Source organism: Agromyces sp. NPDC052230 (assembly GCF_040679595.1).
Taxonomy (GTDB): Bacteria; Actinomycetota; Actinomycetes; order Actinomycetales; family Microbacteriaceae; genus Agromyces.
On sequence record NZ_JBFAVC010000001.1, the window covers coordinates 235,566 to 259,360 of the forward strand.

At 72.0% G+C, this 23,795-nt stretch carries 22 protein-coding genes; 9 read left to right on the forward strand and 13 right to left on the reverse strand.

Translation table 11 applies throughout. The features are described from left to right. Positions 1–215 precede the first annotated feature (215 nt). The 6 genes from AB0K73_RS01105 to AB0K73_RS01130 all read right to left on the reverse strand — a co-directional run bounded on the left by AB0K73_RS01105 (position 216) and on the right by AB0K73_RS01130 (position 5,491). Positions 216–635, reverse strand: coding sequence for a molybdenum cofactor biosynthesis protein MoaE (locus AB0K73_RS01105; protein ID WP_360511033.1), 420 nt, complete (start codon positions 633–635; stop codon positions 216–218). Beyond that, on the reverse strand, positions 628–1,662 hold the full coding sequence (gene moaCB / locus AB0K73_RS01110; RefSeq protein WP_360511032.1) for a bifunctional molybdenum cofactor biosynthesis protein MoaC/MoaB: 1,035 nt from the start codon (positions 1,660–1,662) through the stop codon (positions 628–630). Before moaCB ends, AB0K73_RS01105 begins: the two co-directional genes overlap by 8 nt. Further along, positions 1,659–2,861, reverse strand: a complete 1,203-nt coding sequence (gene glp, locus AB0K73_RS01115) for a gephyrin-like molybdotransferase Glp (RefSeq protein WP_360511031.1) — start codon at positions 2,859–2,861, stop codon at positions 1,659–1,661. The genes moaCB and glp overlap by 4 nt, the downstream gene beginning before the upstream one ends. Beyond that, positions 2,861–3,973: a ThiF family adenylyltransferase gene (locus AB0K73_RS01120; RefSeq protein ID WP_360511030.1), complete on the reverse strand. Its 1,113-nt coding sequence runs from the start codon at positions 3,971–3,973 to the stop codon at positions 2,861–2,863. The genes glp and AB0K73_RS01120 overlap by 1 nt, the downstream gene beginning before the upstream one ends. A gap of 70 nt (positions 3,974–4,043) precedes the next feature. Further along, a complete protein-coding gene (locus AB0K73_RS01125) occupies positions 4,044–4,700 on the reverse strand; it encodes an SRPBCC family protein (RefSeq protein WP_360511029.1) in 657 nt (218 codons plus the stop codon). A gap of 83 nt (positions 4,701–4,783) precedes the next feature. Then, positions 4,784–5,491 (reverse strand): hypothetical protein, encoded by a 708-nt coding sequence (locus tag AB0K73_RS01130; RefSeq protein WP_360511028.1) that lies wholly within the window; start codon positions 5,489–5,491, stop codon positions 4,784–4,786. A gap of 128 nt (positions 5,492–5,619) precedes the next feature. Between AB0K73_RS01130 and AB0K73_RS01135 the strand changes: the two genes are divergently transcribed. The 4 genes from AB0K73_RS01135 (at position 5,620) to AB0K73_RS01150 (ending at position 8,409) form a co-directional block, all read left to right on the forward strand. After that, positions 5,620–6,036 (forward strand): helix-turn-helix transcriptional regulator, encoded by a 417-nt coding sequence (locus AB0K73_RS01135; RefSeq protein WP_360511027.1) that lies wholly within the window; start codon positions 5,620–5,622, stop codon positions 6,034–6,036. Continuing rightward, a complete protein-coding gene (gene modA, locus AB0K73_RS01140; protein WP_360511026.1) occupies positions 6,033–6,830 on the forward strand; it encodes a molybdate ABC transporter substrate-binding protein in 798 nt (265 codons plus the stop codon). The genes AB0K73_RS01135 and modA overlap by 4 nt, the downstream gene beginning before the upstream one ends. 74 nt (positions 6,831–6,904) lie before the next feature. Next, the gene (locus AB0K73_RS01145; RefSeq protein ID WP_360511307.1) at positions 6,905–7,669 is read left to right on the forward strand and encodes an ABC transporter permease; all 765 of its coding nucleotides are present in this window, start codon (positions 6,905–6,907) and stop codon (positions 7,667–7,669) included. A 23-nt stretch (positions 7,670–7,692) separates the two neighbouring features. Further along, complete coding sequence (locus tag AB0K73_RS01150; RefSeq protein ID WP_360511025.1) at positions 7,693–8,409, forward strand: ATP-binding cassette domain-containing protein; 717 nt, start codon at positions 7,693–7,695, stop codon at positions 8,407–8,409. 82 nt (positions 8,410–8,491) lie between these two features. Here AB0K73_RS01150 and AB0K73_RS01155 read toward each other — a convergent pair whose 3' ends face one another. The 5 genes from AB0K73_RS01155 to AB0K73_RS01175 all read right to left on the reverse strand — a co-directional run bounded on the left by AB0K73_RS01155 (position 8,492) and on the right by AB0K73_RS01175 (position 14,481). Continuing rightward, positions 8,492–8,977 carry a histidine phosphatase family protein gene (locus tag AB0K73_RS01155; RefSeq protein WP_360511024.1) on the reverse strand — a complete coding sequence of 162 codons (486 nt, stop codon included), beginning with the start codon at positions 8,975–8,977 and terminating at the stop codon, positions 8,492–8,494. Positions 8,978–8,993: 16 nt separating this feature from the next. After that, positions 8,994–9,914 (reverse strand): arginase family protein, encoded by a 921-nt coding sequence (locus AB0K73_RS01160; protein WP_360511305.1) that lies wholly within the window; start codon positions 9,912–9,914, stop codon positions 8,994–8,996. Between the two features lie 20 nt (positions 9,915–9,934). Beyond that, a complete protein-coding gene (locus tag AB0K73_RS01165) occupies positions 9,935–10,474 on the reverse strand; it encodes a GNAT family protein (protein WP_360511023.1) in 540 nt (179 codons plus the stop codon). A gap of 106 nt (positions 10,475–10,580) precedes the next feature. Beyond that, the gene (locus AB0K73_RS01170) at positions 10,581–11,567 is read right to left on the reverse strand and encodes an NAD-dependent epimerase/dehydratase family protein (protein WP_360511022.1); all 987 of its coding nucleotides are present in this window, start codon (positions 11,565–11,567) and stop codon (positions 10,581–10,583) included. 61 nt (positions 11,568–11,628) lie between these two features. Then, positions 11,629–14,481: a cation-translocating P-type ATPase gene (locus tag AB0K73_RS01175; RefSeq protein ID WP_360511021.1), complete on the reverse strand. Its 2,853-nt coding sequence runs from the start codon at positions 14,479–14,481 to the stop codon at positions 11,629–11,631. A 348-nt stretch (positions 14,482–14,829) separates the two neighbouring features. Between AB0K73_RS01175 and AB0K73_RS01180 the strand changes: the two genes are divergently transcribed. Further along, positions 14,830–16,896 carry a heavy metal translocating P-type ATPase gene (locus tag AB0K73_RS01180; protein ID WP_360511303.1) on the forward strand — a complete coding sequence of 689 codons (2,067 nt, stop codon included), beginning with the start codon at positions 14,830–14,832 and terminating at the stop codon, positions 16,894–16,896. A gap of 124 nt (positions 16,897–17,020) precedes the next feature. Then, on the forward strand, positions 17,021–17,389 hold the full coding sequence (locus tag AB0K73_RS01185) for a nuclear transport factor 2 family protein (RefSeq protein ID WP_360511020.1): 369 nt from the start codon (positions 17,021–17,023) through the stop codon (positions 17,387–17,389). An 18-nt stretch (positions 17,390–17,407) separates the two neighbouring features. On the opposite strand, the gene AB0K73_RS01190 is transcribed toward AB0K73_RS01185, so the two are convergent. Further along, the gene (locus AB0K73_RS01190; RefSeq protein WP_360511019.1) at positions 17,408–17,551 is read right to left on the reverse strand and encodes a hypothetical protein; all 144 of its coding nucleotides are present in this window, start codon (positions 17,549–17,551) and stop codon (positions 17,408–17,410) included. 171 nt (positions 17,552–17,722) lie between these two features. On the opposite strand from AB0K73_RS01190, the gene AB0K73_RS01195 reads away from it, so the two are divergent. After that, positions 17,723–18,160 (forward strand): YciI family protein, encoded by a 438-nt coding sequence (locus AB0K73_RS01195; RefSeq protein WP_360511018.1) that lies wholly within the window; start codon positions 17,723–17,725, stop codon positions 18,158–18,160. Then, positions 18,160–19,467, forward strand: a complete 1,308-nt coding sequence (locus AB0K73_RS01200) for an RNA polymerase sigma factor (protein ID WP_360511301.1) — start codon at positions 18,160–18,162, stop codon at positions 19,465–19,467. The genes AB0K73_RS01195 and AB0K73_RS01200 overlap by 1 nt, the downstream gene beginning before the upstream one ends. On the opposite strand, the gene AB0K73_RS01205 is transcribed toward AB0K73_RS01200, so the two are convergent. Continuing rightward, positions 19,464–22,607: an efflux RND transporter permease subunit gene (locus AB0K73_RS01205; protein WP_360511017.1), complete on the reverse strand. Its 3,144-nt coding sequence runs from the start codon at positions 22,605–22,607 to the stop codon at positions 19,464–19,466. The two genes, AB0K73_RS01200 and AB0K73_RS01205, sit on opposite strands and share 4 nt — an antisense overlap. A 125-nt stretch (positions 22,608–22,732) precedes the next feature. Between AB0K73_RS01205 and AB0K73_RS01210 the strand changes: the two genes are divergently transcribed. Continuing rightward, on the forward strand, positions 22,733–23,722 hold the full coding sequence (locus AB0K73_RS01210) for a hypothetical protein (RefSeq protein WP_360511016.1): 990 nt from the start codon (positions 22,733–22,735) through the stop codon (positions 23,720–23,722). The last annotated feature ends 73 nt before the right edge of the window (positions 23,723–23,795 follow it).

The window sequence follows — 23,795 nt, forward strand, 5'->3', positions numbered from 1 at the left end:
TGCCGAAGTGCCGCGGTGCCGGAGTGCCGAAGTGTCGAAGTGCCGAAGTGCCGAAGTGCCGAAGTGTCACGGTGCCGAAGTGCCCGAGTGCCGCGGTGCCGAAGTGCCGAAGTGGGTCGGGTTCGAGAAGGAAACTGTCGCTCGGGACGGCTCGCGGGCCGAACGGACGCGTCGCCCGTCGAGGATGCCGGCAAGGCGCCGACCCGATCATCAGGTCAGAGGTTGACCCACTCCGTGGCCCCGCCCTCGAGGTACTGGCGCTTCCAGATGGGAGTGCGCTCCTTGATGCGGTCGACGAGCAGCGCGCACGCGGCGAACGCCTCGGCGCGGTGCGGAGCGGCGACACAGGCGACGAGAGCGACATCGCCGATGGCGAGCGCACCAACCCGGTGCGCGGCTCCGACGCGGAGCCCCGTCTCGCGCGCGACGTCGACACACGTCTCGCGGAGGAACCGCTGCGCCTCGGGGTGCGCCTCGTAGTCGAGCGCGGTGACCGATTGGTCGCGGTCGTGGTCGCGGATCACGCCCTCGAACGACACGACTGCGCCGTCCTGCCGGGTGGTGACGAACGACTCGATCGCCACTCGATCGAGCGGCTCGGTCGTGACCAAGGCGAAGACGTCGGGCTCAGACATCCGGAACCTCCGAGTGTGCGGGGCGGAGCGCGTGGTCGCCGCCCGCGAGCTGGTCGATGAGGTGCGGCAGCAGCTCGTCGAGCACGGCGAGTCCGTCGGCGACGCCGCCGCGCGATCCGGGCAGGTTGACGACGACCGTACGTCCGGCGATGCCCGCTCGTGCGCGGCTGAGCGCGGCCGTCGGGGTCGCCGCGCGACCGGCGGCACGGATCGCCTCAGCGACGCCCGGCAGCTCCTGATCGAGCACGGCCAGGGTGGCCTCGGGCGTCAGGTCAGTGGGATTCACGCCAGTCCCCCCGGTCGTGATGAGCACCGCCGGCGAAGCGGCGACCGCACGACGCACGGCGTCAGCCACGTCGGCGTCCGCGACCACGACCGGCTCGGCGGTGTCGAAGCCTCGCTCCCGCAGCCACTCGGCGATGACCGGACCGGTCGCATCAACCGCGATCCCCGCGGCCGCGCGCGTCGAGGCCACGAGCACGAGGGCGTTGCGACCCTCCGTCATCGCAGCGGTCGGAGCGGCATCCGTGGGCACAGCCGTCGAAGGCTCGGCCGCGGCATCCGCTCGCCAGACGCCTCGCTTGCCGCCGCGCTTCTCGACGAGGTGGATGTCACCGAGGCGGGCGGCCGGGTCTACGGCCTTCACCATGTCGTGCAGCGTGAGCCCGGCGATCGCCACAGCAGTGAGCGCCTCCATCTCGATGCCCGTGCGCGCCGTCGTGGATGCGGTCGCGCGGATCGTCACCGCGCTCTCCTCGAAGCCGAAGTCGATCGACACCGCGTCGAGTGGCACGATGTGCGCCAGCGGGATCAGCTCGCTCGTGCGCTTCGCCCCGGCAATGCCGGCGACTCGGGCGGTCGGCAGTACGTCGGCCTTCTTCAGCCCGTCGCTGCGCACGAGCGCGACGACCTCCGCCGTCGTGTCGAGCCGACCCTCGGCGACGGCCACGCGCCGCGTGACGGGCTTCGCGCCGACGTCGACCATGCGTGCACGTCCGTCATCGTCGAGATGGGTGAGCGAAGTCATAACACCACGGTATCGACCAGGGCGCCGGCGTCGAGCTCCGTGACGTCCTCGGGCACGACGATGAGCAGGTCGGATGCCGCGAGCGCCGCCACGAGATGCGAACCGGGCCCGCCGACCATGATCGCCTTCCCGTCTTCGTCGCGTCGTCCGCGGAGGAACTGCCGACGACCGGGCACCGAGGTCAGCCGCTCGGCGAGCTCGAGTCGCTCGGTCGCGGCCTGCGGCAACCCGGCGATGGCGCGCAGCGTCGGCGCGACGAACAACTCGAACGAGAGCTGCGCGCTCACCGGATTCCCCGGGAAACCGATCACGGGCATGCCGCGGTACGCGCCCGTCGCCTGCGGTCCGCCCGGTTGCATGGCCACACTGCCGACCCAGCCGCCCGCCGGTTCGAGGAGCTCGCGCACCACCTCGTACGCCCCCTTCGACACCCCGCCGCTCGTCAGCACGAGCTCGGCACCCGCCTCTCGGGCAGCGTCGAACTCCGCGCGCAGGCGCTCGACATCGTCGCGCACGCGCCCCTCGTGCATCACCACCGCGCCGGTCGCCCGCACGGCGGCGGTGAGCGCGACGCCGTTCGCGTCGGGGATCTCCCCCGGCCCGAGCGGCGCGCCCGGCGGCACGAGTTCGCTCCCCGTGCTCACGACCGCCACCCGCACCCGCTCGCGCACGAGCAGTTCGGTGAGCCCCGATGCCGCGGCCGCCGCGAGGTGCCGCGGGGCGAGGCGGACCCCGGCGGGCAGCACGTCGGCCCCGGCGTCGAGGTCGGATCCGGCCTCGCGCACGTACTCGCCCGCGGCGCGCGGATGGAGCACCAGCACGCCATCCACGTCCCCGCCGACCGGCTCGGTGTCCTCGACGGGCACGACGGCATCGGCACCGTCGGGCACGGGAGCGCCCGTCATGATCCGCACGGCCGTTCCGGGCGACAGCGGGGCGGGTGCGCCCGGCGCCGCGGCGACCTCGCCGACGACCGGCAGGCTCACCGGGGCATCCGTCACGTCGGAGGAACGCACGGCGAATCCGTCCATCTGCGAGTTCCGGAAGGGCGGCAGCGCGATGGGCGATTCCACGGGCGAGGCCGTGATGCGCCCGAGCGCATCGGCGAGCACGACTCGCTCGGTGGGCCGAGCGCCCAGACCTGCGAGCAGCGACCGCACGAACGCGGCGTGCTCGTCGACCGGGACGCGCGCCCCCATCAGTACCTCACCACGGCGGGGTCGACGGTGCGCGACCAGGCGTCGATGCCGCCCGCAAGATTGCGCACGTCGGCGAACCCGCTGCTGGCGAGCTGCTGGGCCGCGCGCTGCGAGCGCACGCCGAGGTGACAGTAGACGACGACGGATGCCTCGGGGTCGAGCTCGCCGACGCGATCGTCGAGCTCGCCGAGCGGAATGAGCACCGAACCGGGGAGGGCAACGATCTCGGCCTCCCACGTCTCGCGCACGTCGAGGAGAAGCGGCGGGGAGTCGGACGCGAGCTCATCGGCGAGCGCGGGCGCCTCCACGGCGCCGGGCGGCGGCAACGGTGGTTGAGTTGGTACGCCGGCGCCGTCTGGAGACCTGGAGGGCGCGGACGCAGCATCCGTCGCCCGCTGATAGCGGATCTCCCTGGTGCGTCCGCTGAGCGCGTCGTAGACGAGCGCGCGCCCGATGAGCGGTTCGCCGATGCCCGTGAGGAGCTTCAGCGCCTCGCCCGCCATCATGCCGCCGGTCACGGTGCAGACCGTCGGGAGGATCCCGTCGACCTCGCAGCTGAGACCGCCGTCTGCGGGCGGATCGGGGAACAGGTCGCGATACGAGATGCCCCGTTCCTCCCACGAGACGCCGACCTGGCCCGAGAATCGCGCGGCGGAGCCCCACACGAGCGGGATACCGGCGCGCGCGGCCGCCTCGTCGGCGACGTAGAGGGTGGGCAGGTCGTCGGTGCCGTCGATCACGAGGTCGGCGTCGGCGAGCAGCTCATCGGCGTTCTCGGCGGTGAACCGGTACGCCACGGGCCGCACGGTCGTCTCGGGCGAGAGGGCGGCCGCGGCATCCGTCGCCGACTCGACCTTGGTGCGACCGACGTCGGCTGGCGCGTGCAGCAGCTGGCGGTGCAGGTTCGTGACGTCGACGGTGTCGTCGTCGATGATCGTCAGGCGACCGACGCCCGCCGCGACGAGCACGGGCACGACCGCGCTGCCCAGTCCCCCGGCGCCGAGCACCACGACGTGCGCGTCGGCGAGCCGCTTCTGGCCCGCGGTCCCGAAGCCCGGCAGCACGCGCTGGCGTGCGTACCGGAGGGAGTCGGGATCGATCACGTCGTCCATCCTTCGATTCTCGCAGGCGGCAACGGTGCCGGGGCCGGGATGGGTGGCGCCGGTCGGGCGGGATCGGCGGTCAGGTCGTCGGATGCAGCGGCGCCGCGCGCTCGGCGCGGTCGCGGATGCCCCGCAGCATCCGCTCGGTCATCACGAAGCTCAGCATCTCGATCGGCTCGACCATGGCCCCCGCCCAACTGGTGAGATACGCGTACCGCTCGCGCACGACCAGTCGCGTGGACCCGTCGGGACGCGGAAGGAGCACGAACGCCCACGTGAAGTCGTACGGTGCGCCCCCACCCGTGCCGTCGAGCGCCACGGCGCCGCGCAGCACGAGATGCCGATCCTCCTCGAGCGCCGCGACCGACAGCGCCACCTCGGGCGCGAGGTTGACGGTATCGCCGACGGCGCGAACGCGGAGCTCGGGCCTGATGCGGTCGGCGGTGCGGATGTCGACGCCGACGAGGTTCTCGAGCCAGTCGTAGCTGTAGAATCCGCCGCGATTCTGCCCGAGCTGTGCGATCCACGGCCACACCTCGGCCGGCGTCGCGTCGATGGAGATCGCTCGCGTGGCCTGCAGGTCGGGCCGGGGCAGCAGGTGATCTCCGGGTAGGGCCATCCCCACTTCGTCATCGCTCGCGCCCCAGCGCAACGACGCCTTCCGGATCAGCACGACCGCCCCCGTCACCGCCGCGGCGATCGCCGTTCCTACTGCCAGCCCTCGCATCATCCCCATCGGGCCAGTATCTCGACCCGAGGATCACAGGGCAACGGATGCCGCGAGCTGCACGTACGCGAGGCGCGGCGCCGTCCACCGCCTCAGAACGTGACCGGGCCGAGCGAAACCGTGCCGGTCGGGTCGAGCAGCGCCGCCGAGAGTCCGTACGCCTGCGCTCCATACAGGATGCTCAGACCGCCGGTCGGCAGGTGCCCGTCCACCGTGCATTCGCTGCGCGTGGGAGCGTCGGGCAGCACGAGCACGAGACACACGTCCTCCCCATCGACCGTGCGGGCCAGGTACGCCGCGGGCCCGTCCACCCGGGTGGCGAGGAGCCGCACGGACTCGGGGTCGACCACGTCGACCAGGCGCGCGACCTGTGCCGACGCCGCGGCCGGCGGCAGTCGATCGAACACGGCGAACAGGTCGGTGTCCTCGAGCGGCGTTCCGGGGTCCGCCGGATCCAGCGGCGCGGTCGGGGTGGTGACGACGGACTCGGTCGGGACATCTCGTCCCACGACCCAGCCGAGCGCGCCACCGACGAGGAGCCCCAGGCCGCCCGCGGCCGCGGTCCAGCGGACGATCCGGCTCCGGCCGGCCGCGCGCAGCCACGGCGAAGCACCCTGCGGCTGCTCGTCGGGTGCGGCATCGGCAACCTCGCCGGGCTCCCCCTCGTGGCGGGCACCGCGGGCCGCGAGTGCCGCCAGTGCCGCGAGCTCGGCGACAGCCCGCGCACGCTCGGCGTCGGTCGCGTCGGCGCCGTATGCCATGCGCTGAAGCGTGCCGATGCGGTCTTCGCTGGCGTCCACTCCGGTCCCCTTGCCGCCAGCATGCACCGCCGCCCGTTCGAGGGCAAGCGGCAGGCACGGAGTGGCTGATGCTCGAACCGCATTCGCGGGTAGCATCGAAGTATGGACACTCACATGCGGACGTACTCGTGACGCAGTTCCGCATCAGCGAAGCCGCGGCGCTCTTGGGCGTGAGCGACGACACCGTGCGACGCTGGGCCGATCAGGGCCGACTCGCAACCTCCCGCGGCGCCAACGGCATGCGCGTCGTCGAGGGCGCCGACCTCGTTCCACTGATGGAGGAACTCGGTTCGGGCGGGGCGCTCGCCGAGGCCTTCCCCCTCGCCAGGGCATCGGCACGCAACCGCTTCGTCGGGCTGGTGACGCGCGTGCAGCGCGACGGCGTCATGGCGCAGGTCGACCTGCAGGCGGGCCCGTTCCGCATCGTCTCGCTCATGAGCGCGGAGGCCGCCGACGAGCTCGGCCTCGAGCCCGGCATGCTGGCCGCCGCGAGCGCCAAGGCCACCACCGTGTCGATCGAACTGCCGCCGGGGCCCGACTCGTGAGCCGACGCACCCGACGCACCCGTCGCGCCGCCCCCGTGTCCGCGCTCGCGCTCGCTGCCGCCGCCGCGTTGGCCGGGTGCGCGACCACCGACGCATCCGAGGCCGGGTCGACGGATGCCGTACCCACGACGGTCACCGTCTTCGCCGCTGCCTCCCTGGCGAACGTGTTCGACTCCCTCGCCGAACGGTTCGAGGCGACGCATCCGGATGTCGACATCGTGCTCAGCTCGGGGGGCAGCGGGGCGCTCGCCCAGCAGATCGTGGCCGGCGCACCCGCCGACGTATTCGCCTCATCGGCCGAGGCGCCCATGGATACGGTCGTCGACGCCCGACTGGCCGCGTCGCCGACCGTGTTCGCGACGAACACGCTGGAGCTCGTCGTGCCCGCCGGCAACCCGGCCGGCGTCGCGGGCCTCGACGACCTCGGCCGGGCCGAACTCAGGGTCGCCCTCTGCGACGTCTCCGTGCCGTGCGGTGCCGCCACTTCCGACCTGCTCGAGCGTGAGGGCGTCACCGCCGCACCCGACACGCTCGAGGCCGACGTCACGAGCGTGGTCACGAAGGTGATGCTCGGCGAGGTCGACGCCGCCGTCGTCTACCGCACCGACGTGATCGCCGCGGGCGACGCGGTCGAGGGCATCGAGGTGCCGGGCGCGGCATCCGTCGTCAATCGCTACCCGATCGCGGTGATGGCGGATGCCGCGAGCCCCGGCTCCGCCGCCGAGTTCGTCGCGTTCGTGACCGGCGCCGACGGGCGTGCCGCGCTCGATGCCGCGGGATTCGGCGCACCATGACGGCGGCATCCTCCCGCTCGTCCCGGCGCCGGATCGCGCATTCGGCCGGCCGTCTCGCGTGGCCGATCGCCGTCATGGCGGCCGCCGCGTTGGCGCTGCTGGTGCTGCCGCTCCTCGCGCTCGTGCTGCGGGCCCCCTGGGCCGACCTGCCCGGTCTTCTCGTTCGCGAGTCCGTGCTGCAGGCCCTCGTGCTCTCGTTCGGCACGGCACTCGCGGCGACGGCGCTGTGCCTCGTGCTCGGGGTTCCGCTCGCGGCCGTGCTCGCGCGCGCGAGCGGCTGGCCGACGCTGCCGAGGCGGCTGCTGCGCGCCGCCGTCACCGTGCCGCTCGTGCTCCCGCCCGTGGTCGGCGGCATCGCGCTCCTGCAACTCCTCGGACGCCGGGGCCTGGTCGGCGGCGTGCTCGAGGACGCGTTCGGCATCACGGTGCCGTTCACGACCGGCGCGGTCGTCGTCGCGCAGGTCTTCGTGGCGCTGCCGTTCCTCGTGTTCGCCGTCGAGGGCTCGCTGCGCTCCGCCAACCGTCGCACCGAGCTCGCCGCGGCGACACTCGGGGCGTCGCGGTGGCAGGTGTTCCGGCACGTGACGCTGCCGCTCGTCGCGCCCGGCGTGGCGGCCGGCGCCGTGCTCTGCTTCAGCCGCGCGCTGGGGGAGTTCGGTGCCACCATCACGTTCGCCGGCTCGCTGCCGGGCGTCACGCGCACCCTGCCGATCGCGAGCTACCTGGCGATGCAGTCCGATCCCGACGAGGCGATCGCGCTCGCCCTGCTGCTGCTCGCGGTGTCGATCGCGGTGCTCGTGGGGCTCCGCGACCGGTGGTTGCCGGGAGTGCGGGCATGACGCAGGCACCCGGGACGATACGGATGCCGCGGCCCGCCCTTCACGTCGACGTGCAGGTCGCACGCGGCGACCAGCAGATCGCGGCCGCATTCGACGTGGCACCGGGGCATCCGCTCGCCGTCATCGGACCCAACGGAGCGGGCAAGTCGACCGTGCTCGCCTCGATCGCCGGACTCGTGCCGCTCGAGGCCGGGGGCGTGCGCATCGGCGATCGGGCGGTCGACGCCGAGCCGCCCGAGGCGAGGCGTATCGGCGTGGTGTTCCAGGACTACGTGCTCTTCCCGCACCTCGACGTGCGCGACAACGTGGCCTTCGCCGCCCGCATGCGGGGCGGGTCGCGCGCCGCCGCCCGCGCCGCTGCGGAACCCTGGCTCGACCGCTACGGGCTGGCCCCGCTCGCCGATCGGCTGCCTGCCGAGCTCTCGGGCGGACAGGCGCAACGTGTGGCGCTCGCCCGAGCCCTCGCCGCGGAGCCCGAGGTGCTGCTCCTCGACGAGCCGATGTCGGCGCTCGACGTGGAGGTGCGGGCCGAGATGCGGGCCGAGCTGGCGACGCACGTGCGCGAGTTCGGCGGCGCCACGGTGCTCGTCACGCACAGTCCGGCGGATGCCGCAGCCCTCACCGACTCGGTGCTCGTGCTCGAGGCGGGGCGGGTGACCCAGCGCGGCACGCTCGACGAGCTGCGCGCCGCCCCGGCGACCCCGTACGTGCAGCGCATGCTCGCGGCATCCGCCGAATAGCTGGTGCAGGAGAATTGCGGCGACATGCCCTCACAGGAGGCATACCGCCCATTCTCCTGCACGAGCTTCAGGGCGGCGGATGCTACGACCGTGGCGTCTCGACGTGCACGTCGCGCACGAGTCCCTCGTCGAGCTCGTCCCACGCGTCGGCGGCGAACCGGAACTCGGCCACGGCGCACGTCGGCAGGTGCCCGAGCTCGTCGGTGAGGCGTTGGGCGAGGGACGTCATCTCGGGATTGTGCCCGACGATCATGGCCGTGCCCACCCCGGCGTCGAGTTCGGCGACGACGTCGAGGATGGCGCCGGCCGAGGTCGCGTAGAGCCGCTCGTCGGCGATGATCCGGTCGGCGTCGAGCCCGAGCGCCTCGGCGAGGAGCTGCGCCGTCGTCAGCGCCCGTACCGCCGTGCTCGAGAGGATCACGTCGGGTGCCAGCCCGCGCTCGGCGAGACGGCGCCCCATCTTCGGCGCATCCCGCAGGCCGCGCTCGTTGAGCGGCCGCTCGTGGTCGTCGAGACCGGGATGATCCCAGCTCGACTTCGCGTGGCGCACCAGCACGAGGGTCTTCATCAGCAACTCGCCTTCATCAGCGCGACCCCACCCCGGTCGCGACCTCGAGCACGCACAACGCCGCGAGCCGCACGGTGCGACCGTCGGGGGCATCGGCCGTGGCATCCACCTCGGCCAGGTCGACCGAGGCGACCGCAGCGGATGTCCCGGCCGCACGTGCGGCGACCCGTAGCTCCCACGCCGAGATACCACCGGGCATCGAGGCGGGGCATCCGGGCGCCACCGACCGGTCGCACACGTCGACGTCGAGGTCGACGTGGACGGGACCGCCGGCCGAGCCGGCGATCTCGAGCGCCTCGGCGAACACGTCGGCCATCGGCCGCCGCTGCAATTCGTCGCGGTGCACGACCGTGATGCCGAACTCGCCGGCGCGGTCGGCGTAGTGGCGGGAGTTGGCGAAGTCGGCGATGCCGATCTGCACCACCCGGCGGCCGTCGAGGCCGGCCTCGATGAGCCGTCGCACGGGGGATCCGTTGCTGACGCCGTCGCGCAGGTCGTAATGGGCGTCGAGCGTGATGAGGCCGGCGGTCGCGATCCGCTCGCCCCAGACGCCGAGTGCCACCGGCACGGTGAGGGAGTTGTCACCGCCGAGCGCCATGACGACGCTCGAGCGCGCACCGGCAGCGGCGGCGGCGCCGCGCGCCCGGTACTCCCCCTCCTCCCCGTCGGGCTCTTCGACGTCGCCGGCGTCGACGAGCGTCAGCACGTCGAGGTCCTCGGGCGTCTCGCGCACTCCGCGGTCGGGCATGATTCCCGGGCTGTACCGGGCGAGCGCCTCGCGGATCGCCGCAGGGGTCGAGTTCGCGCCCGTCGGCGAGAGCGAGGTGCGCCAGGTCGGCACGCCGAGGAGCGCCAGATCGGCGGTCTCCTCGGGCTCGAGGTCGGCGAGCGCCGGCCATCCACCCGCGCGGGGCCAGAGGGGGTCGTGCGAGAGCATCACCATGTCACGACGCTAGCTCAACGCCTCACATGCCACGGGCGCGGATCCGTGCGCACCAATCCGTACAGCTCCACGTCGTGATTGCGGCCGCCATTGAAGAACGCCCCGCGCACCAGCCCTTCGTAGGTGAACCCGCACTTCTCGGCGATGCGTTTGCTCGCGACATTGTCGGGAACGATGACGAGCTGGATGCGGTGCTTCTTCTTGCTGGCGAACAGGTAGTCGACGAGCAGTTGCACCGCCTCGGTCGTGTATCCGCGACCTGCGCCGGCGGCGTCATAGAGCTGATACGACAGCTCGAAGGCGTCCCAATAGCCGACCGGTGGGAAGAACTCGATGTGACCGACCATCTCGCCGTCGAGGTTCCGGATGAGCAGCGTGCCCTCCTCCGGCTCCCAGAACCCGGTCTCGGCGAACCGGGACCGCACCGTGGACTCCGAGAGCACCCCCAGCGGGAAGAATGCGCCGCGATTGCGGATGTCGACGTGCGCGTCGTAGAACGCGGGCAGATCCGCCTCGCGCACCGGCGTGAGCACGACCTTCTCGCCGGTCAGCACGGGACCGCTCCGTGACGGGGCCGCTTGGCCATGCTCGCAGCGTACTCCGCGGTCGACGAACGGTCGACCGCGAGGCCGGTGCCGGGGCCGGGCCGGGATTCGGCCGTCAGCCCCGCAGTGTTGCGAGGAGTTCGCGCTCGCGATCCGCGGTGAGGCCGGCCCCTCGCTCGCGATCGAGACCCTGCTCCCGTTCCCACGCGAGCACGTCCTCGAGCAGGTCGTCGAGCGGGCGCAGGCGAAGGCCGGCTGCCTTCGCCGCCGCGTTCGATCGGTCGAGGAACGCGTGCCATTCGGGGTCGGCGATCCAGAGCGGCAGCGAGTCATGTCCCGACCACTCGGCGACACCCTGCTCGACGAGCCAGTCGGTCGAGGCGGCGACCACCTCGCCCCGGTGCCCGCCGATGGACCGGGAGCGCTCGAGCCAGTCGCCGAAGGTGACTCGATCGCCCTCCGCGTTGAAGGCACCGGTGAGTCCGCGCCCGATCGAGTCCAGCGTGAAGCGCACGAGGTCGCCGACATGGATCACCTGCACGGGAGCATCGGGGATGTCGGGCACGAGCATCGGTTCGTCGTCGCGAGCGGCCCTCGCCACCCAGTAGCCACCGCGGCCCGACGCATCTCCGGCGCCCGCGATGAGTCCGGGTCGGATGACGAGCAGGCGGTCGCCGAGCGCCTCGCGATAGGCGAGCTCGATGGCCGACTTCGCCTCGCCGTAGGTCTCTGGGGTCGACTCGTCGGCCTCGAGCGGCGGCATGAGCTCGGCCGACTCGTCGGCGCCCGGCTCATCGTGCCGGGCGTACACGTTCCCCGATGAGATGAACGTCCAGTGCCGGGCGTGCGCCCCGAGATCGGCTGCGGCGCGGCGCGCGAACCCCGGCTGTCGGGTCACGTCGACCACCGCGTCCCACTCATGGCCCGCGACCCCGTCGTAGGCTGCGGGTTGCGAACGATCGGCCCGCACGAGCTCGGCCCCATCGGCGACGGCCCCCGCCTCGCCGCGGGCCAGGCAGATCACGCGGTGACCCCGCGCGAGCGCCTCTCTCGCGAGTTCGCGTCCGAGCCATTGCGTGCCGCCGAGGATGAGCAGGTCCATGCAGTCATCCCAGCACGAGCGGATGCCCCGCGCCCGCGTGTTCTCCGACCGCGAACCCTCGTCAGCCGGCCCGGCCCGCCGCATCCGCTCGCCGACGCTCGAGCATGCGGATGCCGAGCTTGCGCAGCTCCTCGAACCAGAGCACGACCGAGGCCATCGCCGCGCATACGAGCCAGTGCTGGAGATCGAGGTCGCGCGTGCCGAACGCCACCTGCAGCGGCGGCAGCGACACGACGGCGATCTGCAGCAGCACGGCGAGCACGACCGCGCCCCAGAGCCACCGATTCGCGAACACGGCGCGGAACGCGCTCGACGTGGCCGAGCGTGCGTTGAACGCGGTGAAGAGCCCGGCGAACACGAGCGTCGTGAACCCGGCGGTGCGAGCGGTCTCGAAGGAGTCCGTGCCGCCGGGGACGAGACCGCCGGGCAGGAAGATGTCGATCGTGAGCAGCGTGGTGATCGAGATCACTAGGCCCGTGGTGGCGATGCCGATCCACATGCCGAGGTCGATGGCCCGATCGTGGATGCCGCGCGGCGGGCGCTTCATGACGTCGTCGATCTCGGGGTCGACGCCCATCGCGAGCGCCGGACCCGAATCGGTGACGAGGTTGATCCACAGGATCTGCGTCGCGAGGAGTGGCAGCACCAGGCCGTCGCCGACGGCATCGGTGAACCCGAGCACACCCGCGAAGACCACGCCGAGGAAGACGGTGAGCACCTCGCCCATGTTCGAGTAGAGCAGGTAGCGCAGGAACTTGCGGATGTTGTCGAAGATCACGCGGCCCTCGCGCACGGCGTGCACGATCGTGGCGAAGTCGTCGTCGGCGAGCACCATCTTGGCCGCCTCCTTGGTGACCTCGGTGCCGGTGATGCCCATGGCGATACCGATGTCAGCCGACTTCAGCGCAGGCGCGTCGTTCACACCGTCGCCGGTCATTGCGACGATCCTCCCCTCGGCCTGCAGCGCGTCGACGATGCGGAGCTTGTGCTCGGGCGCCACGCGCGCGAACACCGACACGGTGCGCACGGCGTCGCGCAGCTGGTGTTCGTCCATGCCGTCGATGCGGGCGCCGGGCAGCGCGATGCCCTCGTCGTCGATGATGCCGAGGTCCCGCGCGATGCGAGCGGCGGTGGCGGGGTGGTCGCCCGTGATCATGATGATCCGGATACCGGCGGCGTGCGCCTCGGCGATCGCGGGTCGCACCTCGGGGCGCGGCGGGTCGATGATGCCCACGACACCCGCGTAGACGAGGTCCTCCTCCGAGGACTCGTCGAAGGACGCGGCATCCGCTGCCCCGCTCGTGGCGGCGAGCTCGGGCGCCTGCCGGTACGCGACCCCGAGGGTTCGGAACGCCTCCTCCGAGAGCGCCTCCATGTCGGCGAGCGCCTTCCGACGGCGGACCGGGTCGAGCGTCACGATCTCGGTGCCGACCTGCATCCTCGTGCAGTGCCGGAGCAGCACGTCTGGCGCACCCTTGCTGAGCACGACCAGGTCGCCGCTCTCGTTGCGGTGCGCCGTCGACATCATCTTGCGCTCCGAGCTGAACGGCACCTCGCCCACGCGCCCGTACCGCGCCGACTCCTCGTTGGTGCCGGCGAGCTTGCCCGCGGCGACGAGGAACGCCGCCTCGGTGGGGTCGCCCTCGATCTCCCAGACGCCGTTGCGCTCGGTGAGCTGCGCGTCGTTCGCGAGCGAGCCGACGCCGAGCACGAGCTGCGCCTCCGCACGCAGCGGACCGTCGCCGAGCTCGACGCCCTTCGACGTCGCCGGACCGTACGGCGCGTACCCGACGCCGCCGAGATCGACGGTGCCCGAGGCTGTGACGATCCGCTGGATGGTCATCTGGTTCGTCGTGAGCGTGCCGGTCTTGTCGGTGCAGATGACGGTTGCCGATCCGAGCGTCTCGACACTCGAGAGCTTCTTCACGACGGCGTTGCGCTTCGCCATGCGCTGCACGCCCAGGGCGAGCACGAGTGAGAGGATCGCGGGCAGGCCCTCGGGCACCGCAGCGACCGCGAGGGAAACGCCGAGCAGCAGCACGGTGACGAGGTCGGCAGGCGAGTCGATGCCCTGCACGAGCGCGACGGTGACCATCACGACGATCGCGATGACGACGACGATGCGGCCGAGCATCCGGCCGAGGTGGCCGACCTCGTCCTGCAGCGGCGTCGGCTCCTCCACGGTCTCGTCGAGCATGGTGGCTATCGCGCCCATCTCGGTGGACATGCCCGTCGCGGTCACGATGGCACGTCCGGTGCCGCGGCTCACGGCCGTGCCCTTGTAGACCATGTCGCGGCGGTCGCCGAGCGGCACCACCTGGTGGATCGTTTCGACGCGCTTCTCGACGGCCTCGCTCTCGCCCGTCAGCGACGCCTCGGCGACCCGCAGCGAGCTGGCGCGGAACAGCCGTGCGTCGGCGCCCACCTGGTCGCCCTCGGCGAGCACGAGCACGTCGCCCGGCACGAGCTCGGCACTCGGCACGGTGCGGAGTTCGCCGTCGCGGAGCACGGAGGAGTGCGCGCGCGTCATCACGGCGAGCGCGGCGACGGCTCGCTCGGCGCGCGATTCCTGAACGAGGCCGAGTGCGGCGTTCAGCAGGATGATCGCGAGGATCACGATCGCGTCGATCGGCCAACCCTCTGCGCCCTCGACGATCCACGCGATGAGCGAGATGACGACCGCGGCGACGAGCAGCAGGATGAGCGGGTCGTTGAACTGCGCCACCACGCGACGCCAGAGCGGGTTTCGCGCGGTGCTGCGCAGCTCGTTCGGTCCGTTCCGCGAGCGGCGAGCGGATGCCTCGGCCGACGTGAGCCCGCGATCGGGGTCTGCGCCCATGACGCGGGCGACCTCGGCGGCATCCGTTCGCACCGGATCGAACGTGTCGGCGAACGCTTCCCGGGGGCTCGACATGCCTCCATCCTCGCAAGGTCCGCTCGGGCTCGCCGGAATTCCCTCGCCGCAGCGGGAACAGATCGCCGAGATGGTGCGTTGTCGTGAATGTGCGATACCCATAGGGGGTATTCGCCACCGGGTGGCAACGGAGGAAGATCGATGAGCATGACCCGAGATGACATGCACGACGGCCACGACGCTCACGGGGGCCATGACGGCCACGACATGACCGGCCACGACATGCATGAGATGACCGATCACGCCGGGCACGCGCAGCACGGCATGTCCGCCCCCGGCGCCCCCGTCGGGAACGACGATCACGCCGGACACGACACGGCAGGCCATAGCGGGCACGCCGGCCACGACATGGCGGGCCATAGCGGGCACGCCGGCCACGACATGGCGGGCCACGGCGGCCACGGCGGGCACGGCGACCACGTCGGCCAGTTCCGCCGCCTGTTCTGGATCATGCTCGTCATCGCGATCCCGACGATCGTGTTAAGCCCGATGTTCGCCGGCATCCTCGGCTATCAGCTGCCCGACTCCCCGTTCATCCAGTGGATCTCCCCGGTGCTCGGCACCGTCCTGTACGTCTGGGGCGGAAAGCCGTTCCTGACCGGTGCCTGGTCGGAGCTCAAGGCCCGCAAGCCCGGCATGATGCTCCTCATCGGCCTCGCCATCACCGTGGGGTACTTCGCCTCACTCGGCGCAACCCTCGGCATCCTGCCCCACCACCTCGACTTCTGGTGGGAGCTCGCGCTCCTGATCGTGATCATGCTGCTCGGCCACTGGATCGAGATGCGTTCGATCGCGGCCACCTCGTCGGCGCTCGACGCCCTCGCCGCGCTGCTGCCCGACGAGGCTGAGCGCGTGGTCCCGGGCACCGCCGGTGAGCAGACGACGACCGAGACCGTCTCGCCCTCCGACCTCGTCCTCGGCGACGTCGTGATCGTGCGCCCCGGCGGCCGCGTCCCCGCCGACGGCGACGTCATCGAGGGCACGGCCGCGATGGACGAGTCGATGATCACGGGCGAGTCCGTCGCGGTGAGCCGCGGGCCCGGCGACCACGTCGTCGCCGGCACCGTCGCCACCGACACGGCGATCCGCGTGCGTGTCGACGCGATCGGCGACGACACCGCGCTCGCCGGCATTCAGCGCCTTGTCGCCGAGGCCCAGGCCTCGAGCTCGCGCGCGCAGCGCATCGCCGACCGGGCGGCCGGCTGGCTGTTCTGGTTCGCGCTCGGCGCGGCCGCGATCACGGCCGCGGTCTGGTGGGCCGTCGGCCTGCCCGACGAGGGCGTCATCCACACCGTGACCGTGCTCGTGATCGCCTGCCCGCACGCCCTGGGCCTCGCCATCCCGCTCGTCGTGTCGATCGCGACCGAGCGTGCCGCCCGCGGCGGCGTGCTCATCACCGACCGCCTCGCGCTCGAGACCATGCGCACGGTCGACGCGGTGCTCTTCGACAAGACCGGCACGCTCACCAAGGGCGAGCCGGCGGTGACGGATGCCGCGCCGGCGCCGGGTCACGACCTCGACGAGGTGCTCGCACTCGCGGCATCCGCCGAGGCCGACTCGGAGCACCCGCTCGCGAAGGCCATCGTGGCGCACGCCGGCCACCGGCAGCTCGCGACGGTCGCGGCATCCGGGTTCGAGGCCTCCGCTGCCATCGGTGTCCGCGCCGAGGTGGGCGGACGCACCGTGCACGTCGGCGGACCGGGCATGCTGACCCGCGAAGGACTCCAGGCGCTGCCCGAATCCACGGAGTGGGCCGAGCGCGGCTCGACCGTGCTGCACGTCGTCGTCGACGGCGAGGTGGCCGGCGCGATCGCCCTGGCCGATGAGGTGCGAGCCGAGTCGAAGGAGGCCGTCGACGCGCTCCACGCCCTCGGCCTGCGCGTGGTGATGATCACCGGCGACGCCGAGCCCGTCGCCCGTACCGTCGCCGCAAAGCTCGGCATCGACCGCGTCTTCGCCGGCGTGCGCCCCGAGGACAAGTCGGCCAAGGTGCAGGAGCTCCAGCACGAGGGCCTCAGTGTCGCGATGGTCGGCGACGGCGTGAACGACGCCCCGGCGCTCGCGCAGGCCGATGTCGGCATCGCCATCGGTGCGGGCACGGATGTCGCGATCGCGTCCGCCGGCGTGATCCTCGCGTCATCCGACCCGCGTTCGGTGGTCTCGGTGATCGAGCTGTCTCGCGCGAGCTACCGCAAGATGAAGCAGAACCTGTGGTGGGCCGCCGGCTACAACCTCGTCTCGGTGCCGCTCGCCGCGGGCGTCCTGGCCCCGATCGGGTTCGTGCTGCCGATGTCGGTCGGCGCCATCCTGATGTCGCTGTCGACGGTCATCGTCGCGGCGAACGCACAACTGCTGCGTCGTCTCGACCTGCGGCCCGAGGCATCCACCCGGGCGGTGCTCGAGCGCGCGAGCTGATCCCCGAGCTCGTGCAGGAGAATGGGCCCCATCCCCCCGTCAGGGCGAGGATCGGGCCCATTCTCCTGCGCAAGCCGAACGAAAGGGAGTCGCCCGCGCTGCACCGGGCGGGTAGCGTGGCGTCATGGACGACTCGATCGCGGTGCTCGTCGCGGGCGCCGAACGCAGGCTGCTGGAACCCGAGGTGCGTCGCGACCCCGAGTCGCTCGGCGAGCTGCTGGGCGACTCGTTCCGCGAGATCGGCAAGAGCGGCCGGCTCTGGAAGCGCGACGAGCTCATCGACGTGATGACGGGCTCGGACGCGGTCGAGCTGCAGTCCGCCGTCGTCACCGGGGAGCACGTGGAACTCGTGGGTCCCGACCTGGCGCTCTACACCTACACGCTCGACGCGAATGGGGAGCGCAGCCGCCGCAGTTCGCTGTGGCGCATCTCCGACGGGCGTCCGCAGCTGGTGTTCCACCAGGGGACGCCGATCGGCCACGGCGTGGCCTGAGCCCGCGGCATCCGTCGGTCAGCGCGCGTCGTTGACGTAGACGCTGAGGTGGCGTTGCTGCTCGGCGAGGCCGACGAGGAACCAGTCGACGGATGCCCCGCGCGGCCGCGGCTGGGTGATGCCGCCGTACCCGACGATGCGCTGCTCGGTGCCGCCCCACATCGGGCCCTCGTGGTGGTGCGATGGTGCCTCGTCGAAGGCTATTCCGCCCTCGCCCTTCGTGGAAGCATGGCGCTCGGAAGAAAGTTCGCGGCCATGTCGATCCGGGACCCCTCCCGTTCGACGCCAGGGTGAGGCGGGCGCTTCGGCCCGCACCGACGAAGGAGGACGACCATGAAGTACATGCTGATCATGCGGGCCAACGACCAGGGCATCGAGGCATACCAGGACATGGATTTCAACGAGATCATCGCCGCGATGGGCCGCTACAACGAATCGCTCATCAAGGCGGGCGTGCTGCTCGCCGGCGAAGGCCTGACCGACGCGAAGGAGGGCTTCGTGGTCGACTTCGACTCCACGCCGCCGGTCGTCACCGATGGACCCTACGCCGAGGCGAAGGAACTCTTCAACGGGTTCTGGATCATCCAGGTCTCGAGCAAGGAGGAGGCCGCGGAATGGGCCAAGCGCTGCCCGCTCGGTCCGGGCGCCCGACTCGAGGTGCGTCGCGTCACCGAGCTCGAGGACTTCCCGCAGGACAACGAGTGGATCCAGAAGGAGGCCCAGTGGCGCGCCGACGCCGAGGCCGTCCAGTCGGCACGGTCGGCTGAATGATGCAGGCGGATGCCTCGGGCCCGGTCGAGTCGGCGCGTGACGCCGACGCCGACCGGGCCCGGCGCGCCATCGCCGCCGTCTGGCGCATCGAATCCGCCCGCATCGTGGCGACGCTGACGCGCTTCACCGGTGACGTCGGACAGGCCGAGGACCTCGCCCAGGAGGCGATGCTCGAGGCGCTCCGGCAGTGGCCGGTCGAAGGTGTTCCGAACAGCCCCGGCGCGTGGCTCACGGCGGTCGCGAAACGTCGGGCCATCGACGGGTGGCGCCGCCGCGAGCGGCTCGACGAACGCTACGCCGCGATGGCGCACGACCTCGAGCAGCAGGGCGGCGAGGCATCCGGCGACTTCTTCGACCCCGACACCATCGACGACGACGTGCTGCGCCTCGTCTTCGTGGCCTGCCACCCGGTGCTCTCGCGGGAGGCGCAGATCGCCCTCACGCTCCGCATCGTCGGCGGCCTCTCGAGCGAGGAGATCGCCCGGGCGTTCCTCGTGCCGGTCGCCACCGTGCAGCAACGCATCGTGCGGGCGAAGAAGACCCTCGCAGCCGCGAAGGTGCCGTTCGCGGTGCCCGAACCGCAGGACTACGCCGAGCGTCTGGGCTCGGTGCTGAGCGTGATCTACCTCGTGTTCAACGAGGGGTACCTTCCCGCGGCGGGTACGGAATGGGTGCGACCGGATGTCTCGGCCGAGGCGTTGCGGCTCGCGCGCATGGTGGCGAACCTCATGCCACGCGAGCCCGAGGCGTGGTCGCTCGTGGCGCTGATGGAGTTCCAGGCGTCGCGATTCGCCGCCCGCGTCGCGAGGGACGGCACCCCGATCCCGCTCGACGAGCAGGATCGCAGCCGCTGGGATCGTGCCCAGATCGAGCGCGGACGCATCGCCCTCGCCCGCGCCGACCGGCTCGGCCGGGGCCGCGCCTCGTACGGGCTGCAAGCGGCCATCGCCGAGTGCCATGCCGTCGCCCCGACCGCCGCCGAGACCGACTGGGCACGCATCGTGGTGCTCTACGAGGCGCTGGGGCGCCTCGCACCCTCGCCCGTGGTCGAGCTGAACCGCGCCGTCGCCGTGGCGATGTCCACCGGACCGGCGAGCGCGCTGCGGGTGGTCGATGACCTGGAGCGCAGCGGCAGGCTCGCGGGATATCCGGGCCTCCCCGCCGTTCGCGGCGAGCTGCTCGCCCGGCTCGGGCGCACACTGGAGGCACGCGGCGAGCTCGAGACCGCCGCGCGCCTCACGGGCAACGAGCGTGAGCGCGCGGCGCTCCTCGCGAAGGCCGCGTCCCTGCGTGGCCCCGCCGGCTAACGCCGCCGCAGCGCCCGTCGCTCGCGGGCACCCTCGACGAGGTTGTACAGCACGGGCAGCACGATGAGCGTGAGCGCCGTCGACGACACGAGTCCGCCGATGACCACGAGCGCGAGCGGCTGCGAGATGAACCCGCTGTGGCCGGTGACGCCGAGCGCCATCGGCAGCAGCGCGAAGATCGTCGCGAGCGCCGTCATGAGGATCGGCCGCAGACGTCGTGACGAGCCGTGCAGCAGCGCTTCGCGCACGTTCATGCCCCGGTCGCGGTACTGGTTCACGAGGTCGACGAGCACGATCGCGTTCGTCACGACGATGCCGACGAGCATGAGCACGCCCACGAGCGACGCGACGCCCAGCGGGATGCCGGTGATCACCTGCAGCGCGATCGCGCCGGTGGCGGCGAACGGCACCGACACGAGCAGCAGCAGCGGCTGCAGGAGCGACCGGAATGTCGCCACCATCACGATGTACACGATGAGGATGGCCGCGAGCAGCGCGAGCCCGAGCTGCGAGAACGACTCCGCCTGGTCGGCCGAGACACCGCCGATCGACGCGGTCGCCCCGGCCGGCAGGTCGGCGCGTTCGATGGCCGCCGTCACCTGCGCGGTGGCCGTGCCGAGGTCCTCGTCGTTCGGCGTCGCCGAGACGGTCGCGCTGCGCAGGCCCTGCACGGTCGTGACCGTCGACGGCCCGTCGACCTCGCCGACCGAGGCCAGCGAGTCGAGGCGCACGAGCCCGGCGGGGGTGGGCACCTGCAGGGCGGAGAGCTCCTCCACCGTCTCGGGCGGGTTCTCGGTCGCCAGGTAGATCGTCAGCGTCTTCTCGTCGATCACGACCGAGCCGGCGGACTGCGGCTGCATGGCGGCCGACACGAAGCCGCCGAGCGCGACCTCGGAGTAGCCCGCGGCTGCGGCATCCGCTCGGTTCACCTCGACCGCGATGTAGCGACGCGACTCCGACAGGTTCGACGTGGTCTGCGCGAGCGAGTCGAGCCCGTCGAGCTCCTCCTCCAGCGACTCGGTCGCCGCTGCGAGGTCCTCGGCGTTCGACGCGGTCACGTCGACCTCGATGTCGGTCGAGGCACCGAATCCGCGGGATGCGGCGAGGGTCGTCTCCCCGACGTCCTCGAGGTCGTCGAGCTCCGAGCGCACCGAGGCCTGCAGTGCATCCTGATCGGCGCCCTCGTCGGTGGTGACCGAGTAGGTCACGGTCGCGCCGCCTCCGCCGCCGAGCACCGCGGCGAGTCCGCGCCCGCCCGACCCGATCGACGTCTGCACCGTCTCGACGCCCTCGGTCTCGCGGATCACCCGCTCGACGGGCTCGGATGCCTCGTCCATGGCATCGAGGCTCGACCCGACGGGCAGCTCCTGCGTGACCTGGAACGTGTTCTGCCCCGATGAACCGAGGAAGTTCGTCTTCATGAAGGGCGTCAACGCGATCGTGCCGCCGAGGATGAGCACGGCGATGATGATCGTCACCACGCTGTGCCGGAGCGTCCACTCGATGATCGGCAGGTACCCGCGCTGCAGGCGCGACGGGTGCTCGAGCTCGTCGACGGTTGCCGCGGGGCTCGTCTCGTCGACGAAGGCGGCCGCCTCGGCGGCGTCCTCGTGCTTGTGGATCTTCGCCGGCTTCAGGAACCAGTACGCGAGCACGGGCACGATCGTGAGCGACACGAGCAGCGACGCGAGCAGCGCGATGGTGACCGTGAGCGAGAAGGGCCGGAACAGCTCGCCGGTCACGCCCTCGACGAGGGCGATCGGCAGGAACACGGCGACCGTGGTGATGGTCGAGGCGGTGATGGCACCGGCCACCTCGCGCACCGCGCGGATGATGGTCGACGCCTTGTCGGAGCCCTCGACGAGGTGCCGCTTGATGTTCTCGATGACGACGATCGAGTCGTCGACCACGCGCCCGATGGCGATCGTGAGCGCCCCGAGCGTGAGGATGTTGAGGGTGTAGTCGGCGGCCTGCAAGCCGATGAACGTGATGAGCACCGACGTCGGGATCGAGATCGCGGTGACGAGCGTCGCCCGGATCGAGAGCAGGAACACGAGGATGACGATGACCGCGAACGCGAGGCCGAGCAGGCCCTCGGTGGCGAGCGATTCGATCGACTGCTGGATGTAGGGCGCCTGGTCGAACACGACCGTGAAGGTCGCGCCGGGGTTGGTGGTGTCGAGCGACGACGCGAGGTCGGGCAGCAGCGCCTTCACCGCGTTCGACACCTCGACCGTGTTGGCGGCGGGCAGCTTCGTGACCGAGATGGTGAGCGCCGGTTCGCCGTTCACGCGCGAGAGGCTCGTGACCGGGTTGTCGGTGAGTTCGACGGATGCCACGTCGCCGACGGTCGTGGCCGCGGTGGCGGGGCCGGTCGAAGGGCCCGAAGGCGCCGCGCCGCGCCCGAGCACCGGAAGCTCCGCGATGTCGTCGACGCTCTCGAGCCGGGCGCCGGCCTGCACCGCGAACGTGGAGTCGCCCTCGGTGATGGTGCCCGCCGGCACGAGGAGGCCGTTCTGCTGCAGCGTGTCGCGGATCGCCTGCTGGGTGAGCCCCCGGCCCGCCAGTGCGGCAGGGTCGGGCGTGATGGTGACGCGCTGCCCGATGTCGCCGATGAGGGATGCCTCGCGCACGCCGTCGATGTCGTTGATCTCGCCGAGCGTGGTGCGGGTGATCTCGTCGGAGAGCGCGCTCACGTCGTCGGCTCCCGTGACCGCGACGGCGACGACCGGGAAATCGGCGAGGCTCAGCGCGAGTACCTGCGGCTCGGCGTCCTCGGGCAGGTCGCCGGCGATCCGGTTGACCGCCGAGAGGAGCTTCTGCTCGGCGAACGCGAGGTCGGTGCCGTACGTGAAGCTCGCCGTGACGCGGGAGAGCCCCGTCGAACTCGTCGTCGAGGTCGTCTCGAGGCCGGTGATGCCCTGGATGGCGGTCTCGATGGGCGTCGAGACATCCGTGTTGACGACGTCTGGCGAGGCCCCGGGGTAGGCCGTGACGATCGACAGCTGCGGGAAGGCGATCGACGGCGCGAGCTCCTGCTTGAGGCTCGTCAGCGAGATGCCGCCGAAGATCGCGACGACGACGGTGACGAGTGCGATGAGCGCCCGGTTCTTCATGCTGAGGGCGGCAAGCAGGTGCATGTCCCCGATTCTCGCAGGGGCATGATGGCGCGGATGTCACGGGCCGCTGTGAATCCGCTCGGCGGGGATGCTGGACTCCGGAGTGCCGCCGCCGGTAACGTCGGACGAGCGTGGGGGGAGAGCGGATGACGTCAGCGGTCGCCGTGCGGCAGACGCCGTGGCTCCGCTACGCCCTGCTCGGCGCCGTCCTCTCGGCGCTCTGGCTCGCGATCAGCCTCTTCTCCACCGCCTCGGGCGCGTCGGCCGACGCGCCGGAACCGAGCGGGCTGCTCGGCACGGCAGGGGCCCTGCTCGGCGGTGCGACGGAGGTCACCTCAACGGTCGGCGACGCGGTCGGCGAGGCGGTCGGCGACGCGGTCGGCGAGGTCCTGCCGGTCGACGAGACGTCGACGGATGCCGCGAACGGCACGATCTCGGGCGTGAACACGACGGTCGCCACGGTCGTCAACGGCGTGACCGACACGCTCTCCGACGTCGCGGCCGGTGGCACGGTCGGCGCGGTCGTCACGCCGGTCACCGGCGCCCTCGACGGCGTGGTCGACAGCGTCCCCGTGCTCGGCGACGTGCTCGGCGGCGACTCCCTCGGCAGCGTGGTCGGCCCGCTCACCGGCGCGGTCGACGGCACACTCGCGGCGGTCGTCGGGTCCACGAGCGGCCTGCCGACCGACGGCACCGGCGTGCTCCCCCACCTTCCCGGCCTCCCGCTCCTGCCCGGAGGTTCGGATGTCCCCGGCGAGCCCGCGGCATCCGGCGATTCGGGTGCGCCCGGCCTCGTGACGAACTCGCCCGCCGGTACAGCTCCCCACGCCGCCCTTTCCGGAGCGTCCGAGCGATCGGGCTTCCTTGTCGACGACGCCGCGTCCGGCCTCGCCGGGGCGGTGCTGCCCGGCAACGGCGGATCTCCGCTGAACGGCTTCCTTCCGCCGAGTCCTGCTGCGCCCGCCGGCGGCGCGGGTGCCGGCGGCGCCGCGCCGACCGGTGCGGGCGGGGCATCCGGAACCTCGGACGCGGCGTTCGCCGCCCTCGAGCTCGACGCACTCGCGTCGCTGGTGCTGCATACGGTCGACGACGAACTGCCGTCGTCGGTGTACGACACCGACTCCACCCCTGACTGACGGGAACCGCTCCGCCTGCACGCGCCCGCGTGCACGTGGACACGGTCATCGCTCCCTGCCCGGGAGCGACATT

What these genes read in the sequence shown, in the direction of transcription:
- glp (WP_360511031.1), bottom strand. Translation starts at nt 2,861, where the DNA reads ATGGGGGCGCGCGTCCCGGTCGACGAGCACGCCGCGTTCGTGCGGTCG.
- AB0K73_RS01150 (WP_360511025.1), top strand. Translation starts at nt 7,693, where the DNA reads ATGCCGCGGCCCGCCCTTCACGTCGACGTGCAGGTCGCACGCGGCGAC.
- AB0K73_RS01120 (WP_360511030.1), bottom strand. Translation starts at nt 3,973, where the DNA reads ATGGACGACGTGATCGATCCCGACTCCCTCCGGTACGCACGCCAGCGC.
- AB0K73_RS01170 (WP_360511022.1), bottom strand. Translation starts at nt 11,567, where the DNA reads ATGGACCTGCTCATCCTCGGCGGCACGCAATGGCTCGGACGCGAACTC.
- AB0K73_RS01145 (WP_360511307.1), top strand. Translation starts at nt 6,905, where the DNA reads ATGGCGGCCGCCGCGTTGGCGCTGCTGGTGCTGCCGCTCCTCGCGCTC.
- AB0K73_RS01175 (WP_360511021.1), bottom strand. Translation starts at nt 14,481, where the DNA reads ATGTCGAGCCCCCGGGAAGCGTTCGCCGACACGTTCGATCCGGTGCGA.
- AB0K73_RS01180 (WP_360511303.1), top strand. Translation starts at nt 14,830, where the DNA reads ATGGCGGGCCATAGCGGGCACGCCGGCCACGACATGGCGGGCCACGGC.
- AB0K73_RS01205 (WP_360511017.1), bottom strand. Translation starts at nt 22,607, where the DNA reads ATGCACCTGCTTGCCGCCCTCAGCATGAAGAACCGGGCGCTCATCGCA.
- AB0K73_RS01105 (WP_360511033.1), bottom strand. Translation starts at nt 635, where the DNA reads ATGTCTGAGCCCGACGTCTTCGCCTTGGTCACGACCGAGCCGCTCGAT.
- AB0K73_RS01195 (WP_360511018.1), top strand. Translation starts at nt 17,723, where the DNA reads ATGAAGTACATGCTGATCATGCGGGCCAACGACCAGGGCATCGAGGCA.
- AB0K73_RS01185 (WP_360511020.1), top strand. Translation starts at nt 17,021, where the DNA reads ATGGACGACTCGATCGCGGTGCTCGTCGCGGGCGCCGAACGCAGGCTG.
- AB0K73_RS01125 (WP_360511029.1), bottom strand. Translation starts at nt 4,700, where the DNA reads ATGGGGATGATGCGAGGGCTGGCAGTAGGAACGGCGATCGCCGCGGCG.
- AB0K73_RS01155 (WP_360511024.1), bottom strand. Translation starts at nt 8,977, where the DNA reads ATGAAGACCCTCGTGCTGGTGCGCCACGCGAAGTCGAGCTGGGATCAT.
- AB0K73_RS01210 (WP_360511016.1), top strand. Translation starts at nt 22,733, where the DNA reads ATGACGTCAGCGGTCGCCGTGCGGCAGACGCCGTGGCTCCGCTACGCC.
- AB0K73_RS01190 (WP_360511019.1), bottom strand. Translation starts at nt 17,551, where the DNA reads ATGTGGGGCGGCACCGAGCAGCGCATCGTCGGGTACGGCGGCATCACC.
- moaCB (WP_360511032.1), bottom strand. Translation starts at nt 1,662, where the DNA reads ATGACTTCGCTCACCCATCTCGACGATGACGGACGTGCACGCATGGTC.
- AB0K73_RS01200 (WP_360511301.1), top strand. Translation starts at nt 18,160, where the DNA reads ATGCAGGCGGATGCCTCGGGCCCGGTCGAGTCGGCGCGTGACGCCGAC.
- AB0K73_RS01160 (WP_360511305.1), bottom strand. Translation starts at nt 9,914, where the DNA reads ATGCTCTCGCACGACCCCCTCTGGCCCCGCGCGGGTGGATGGCCGGCG.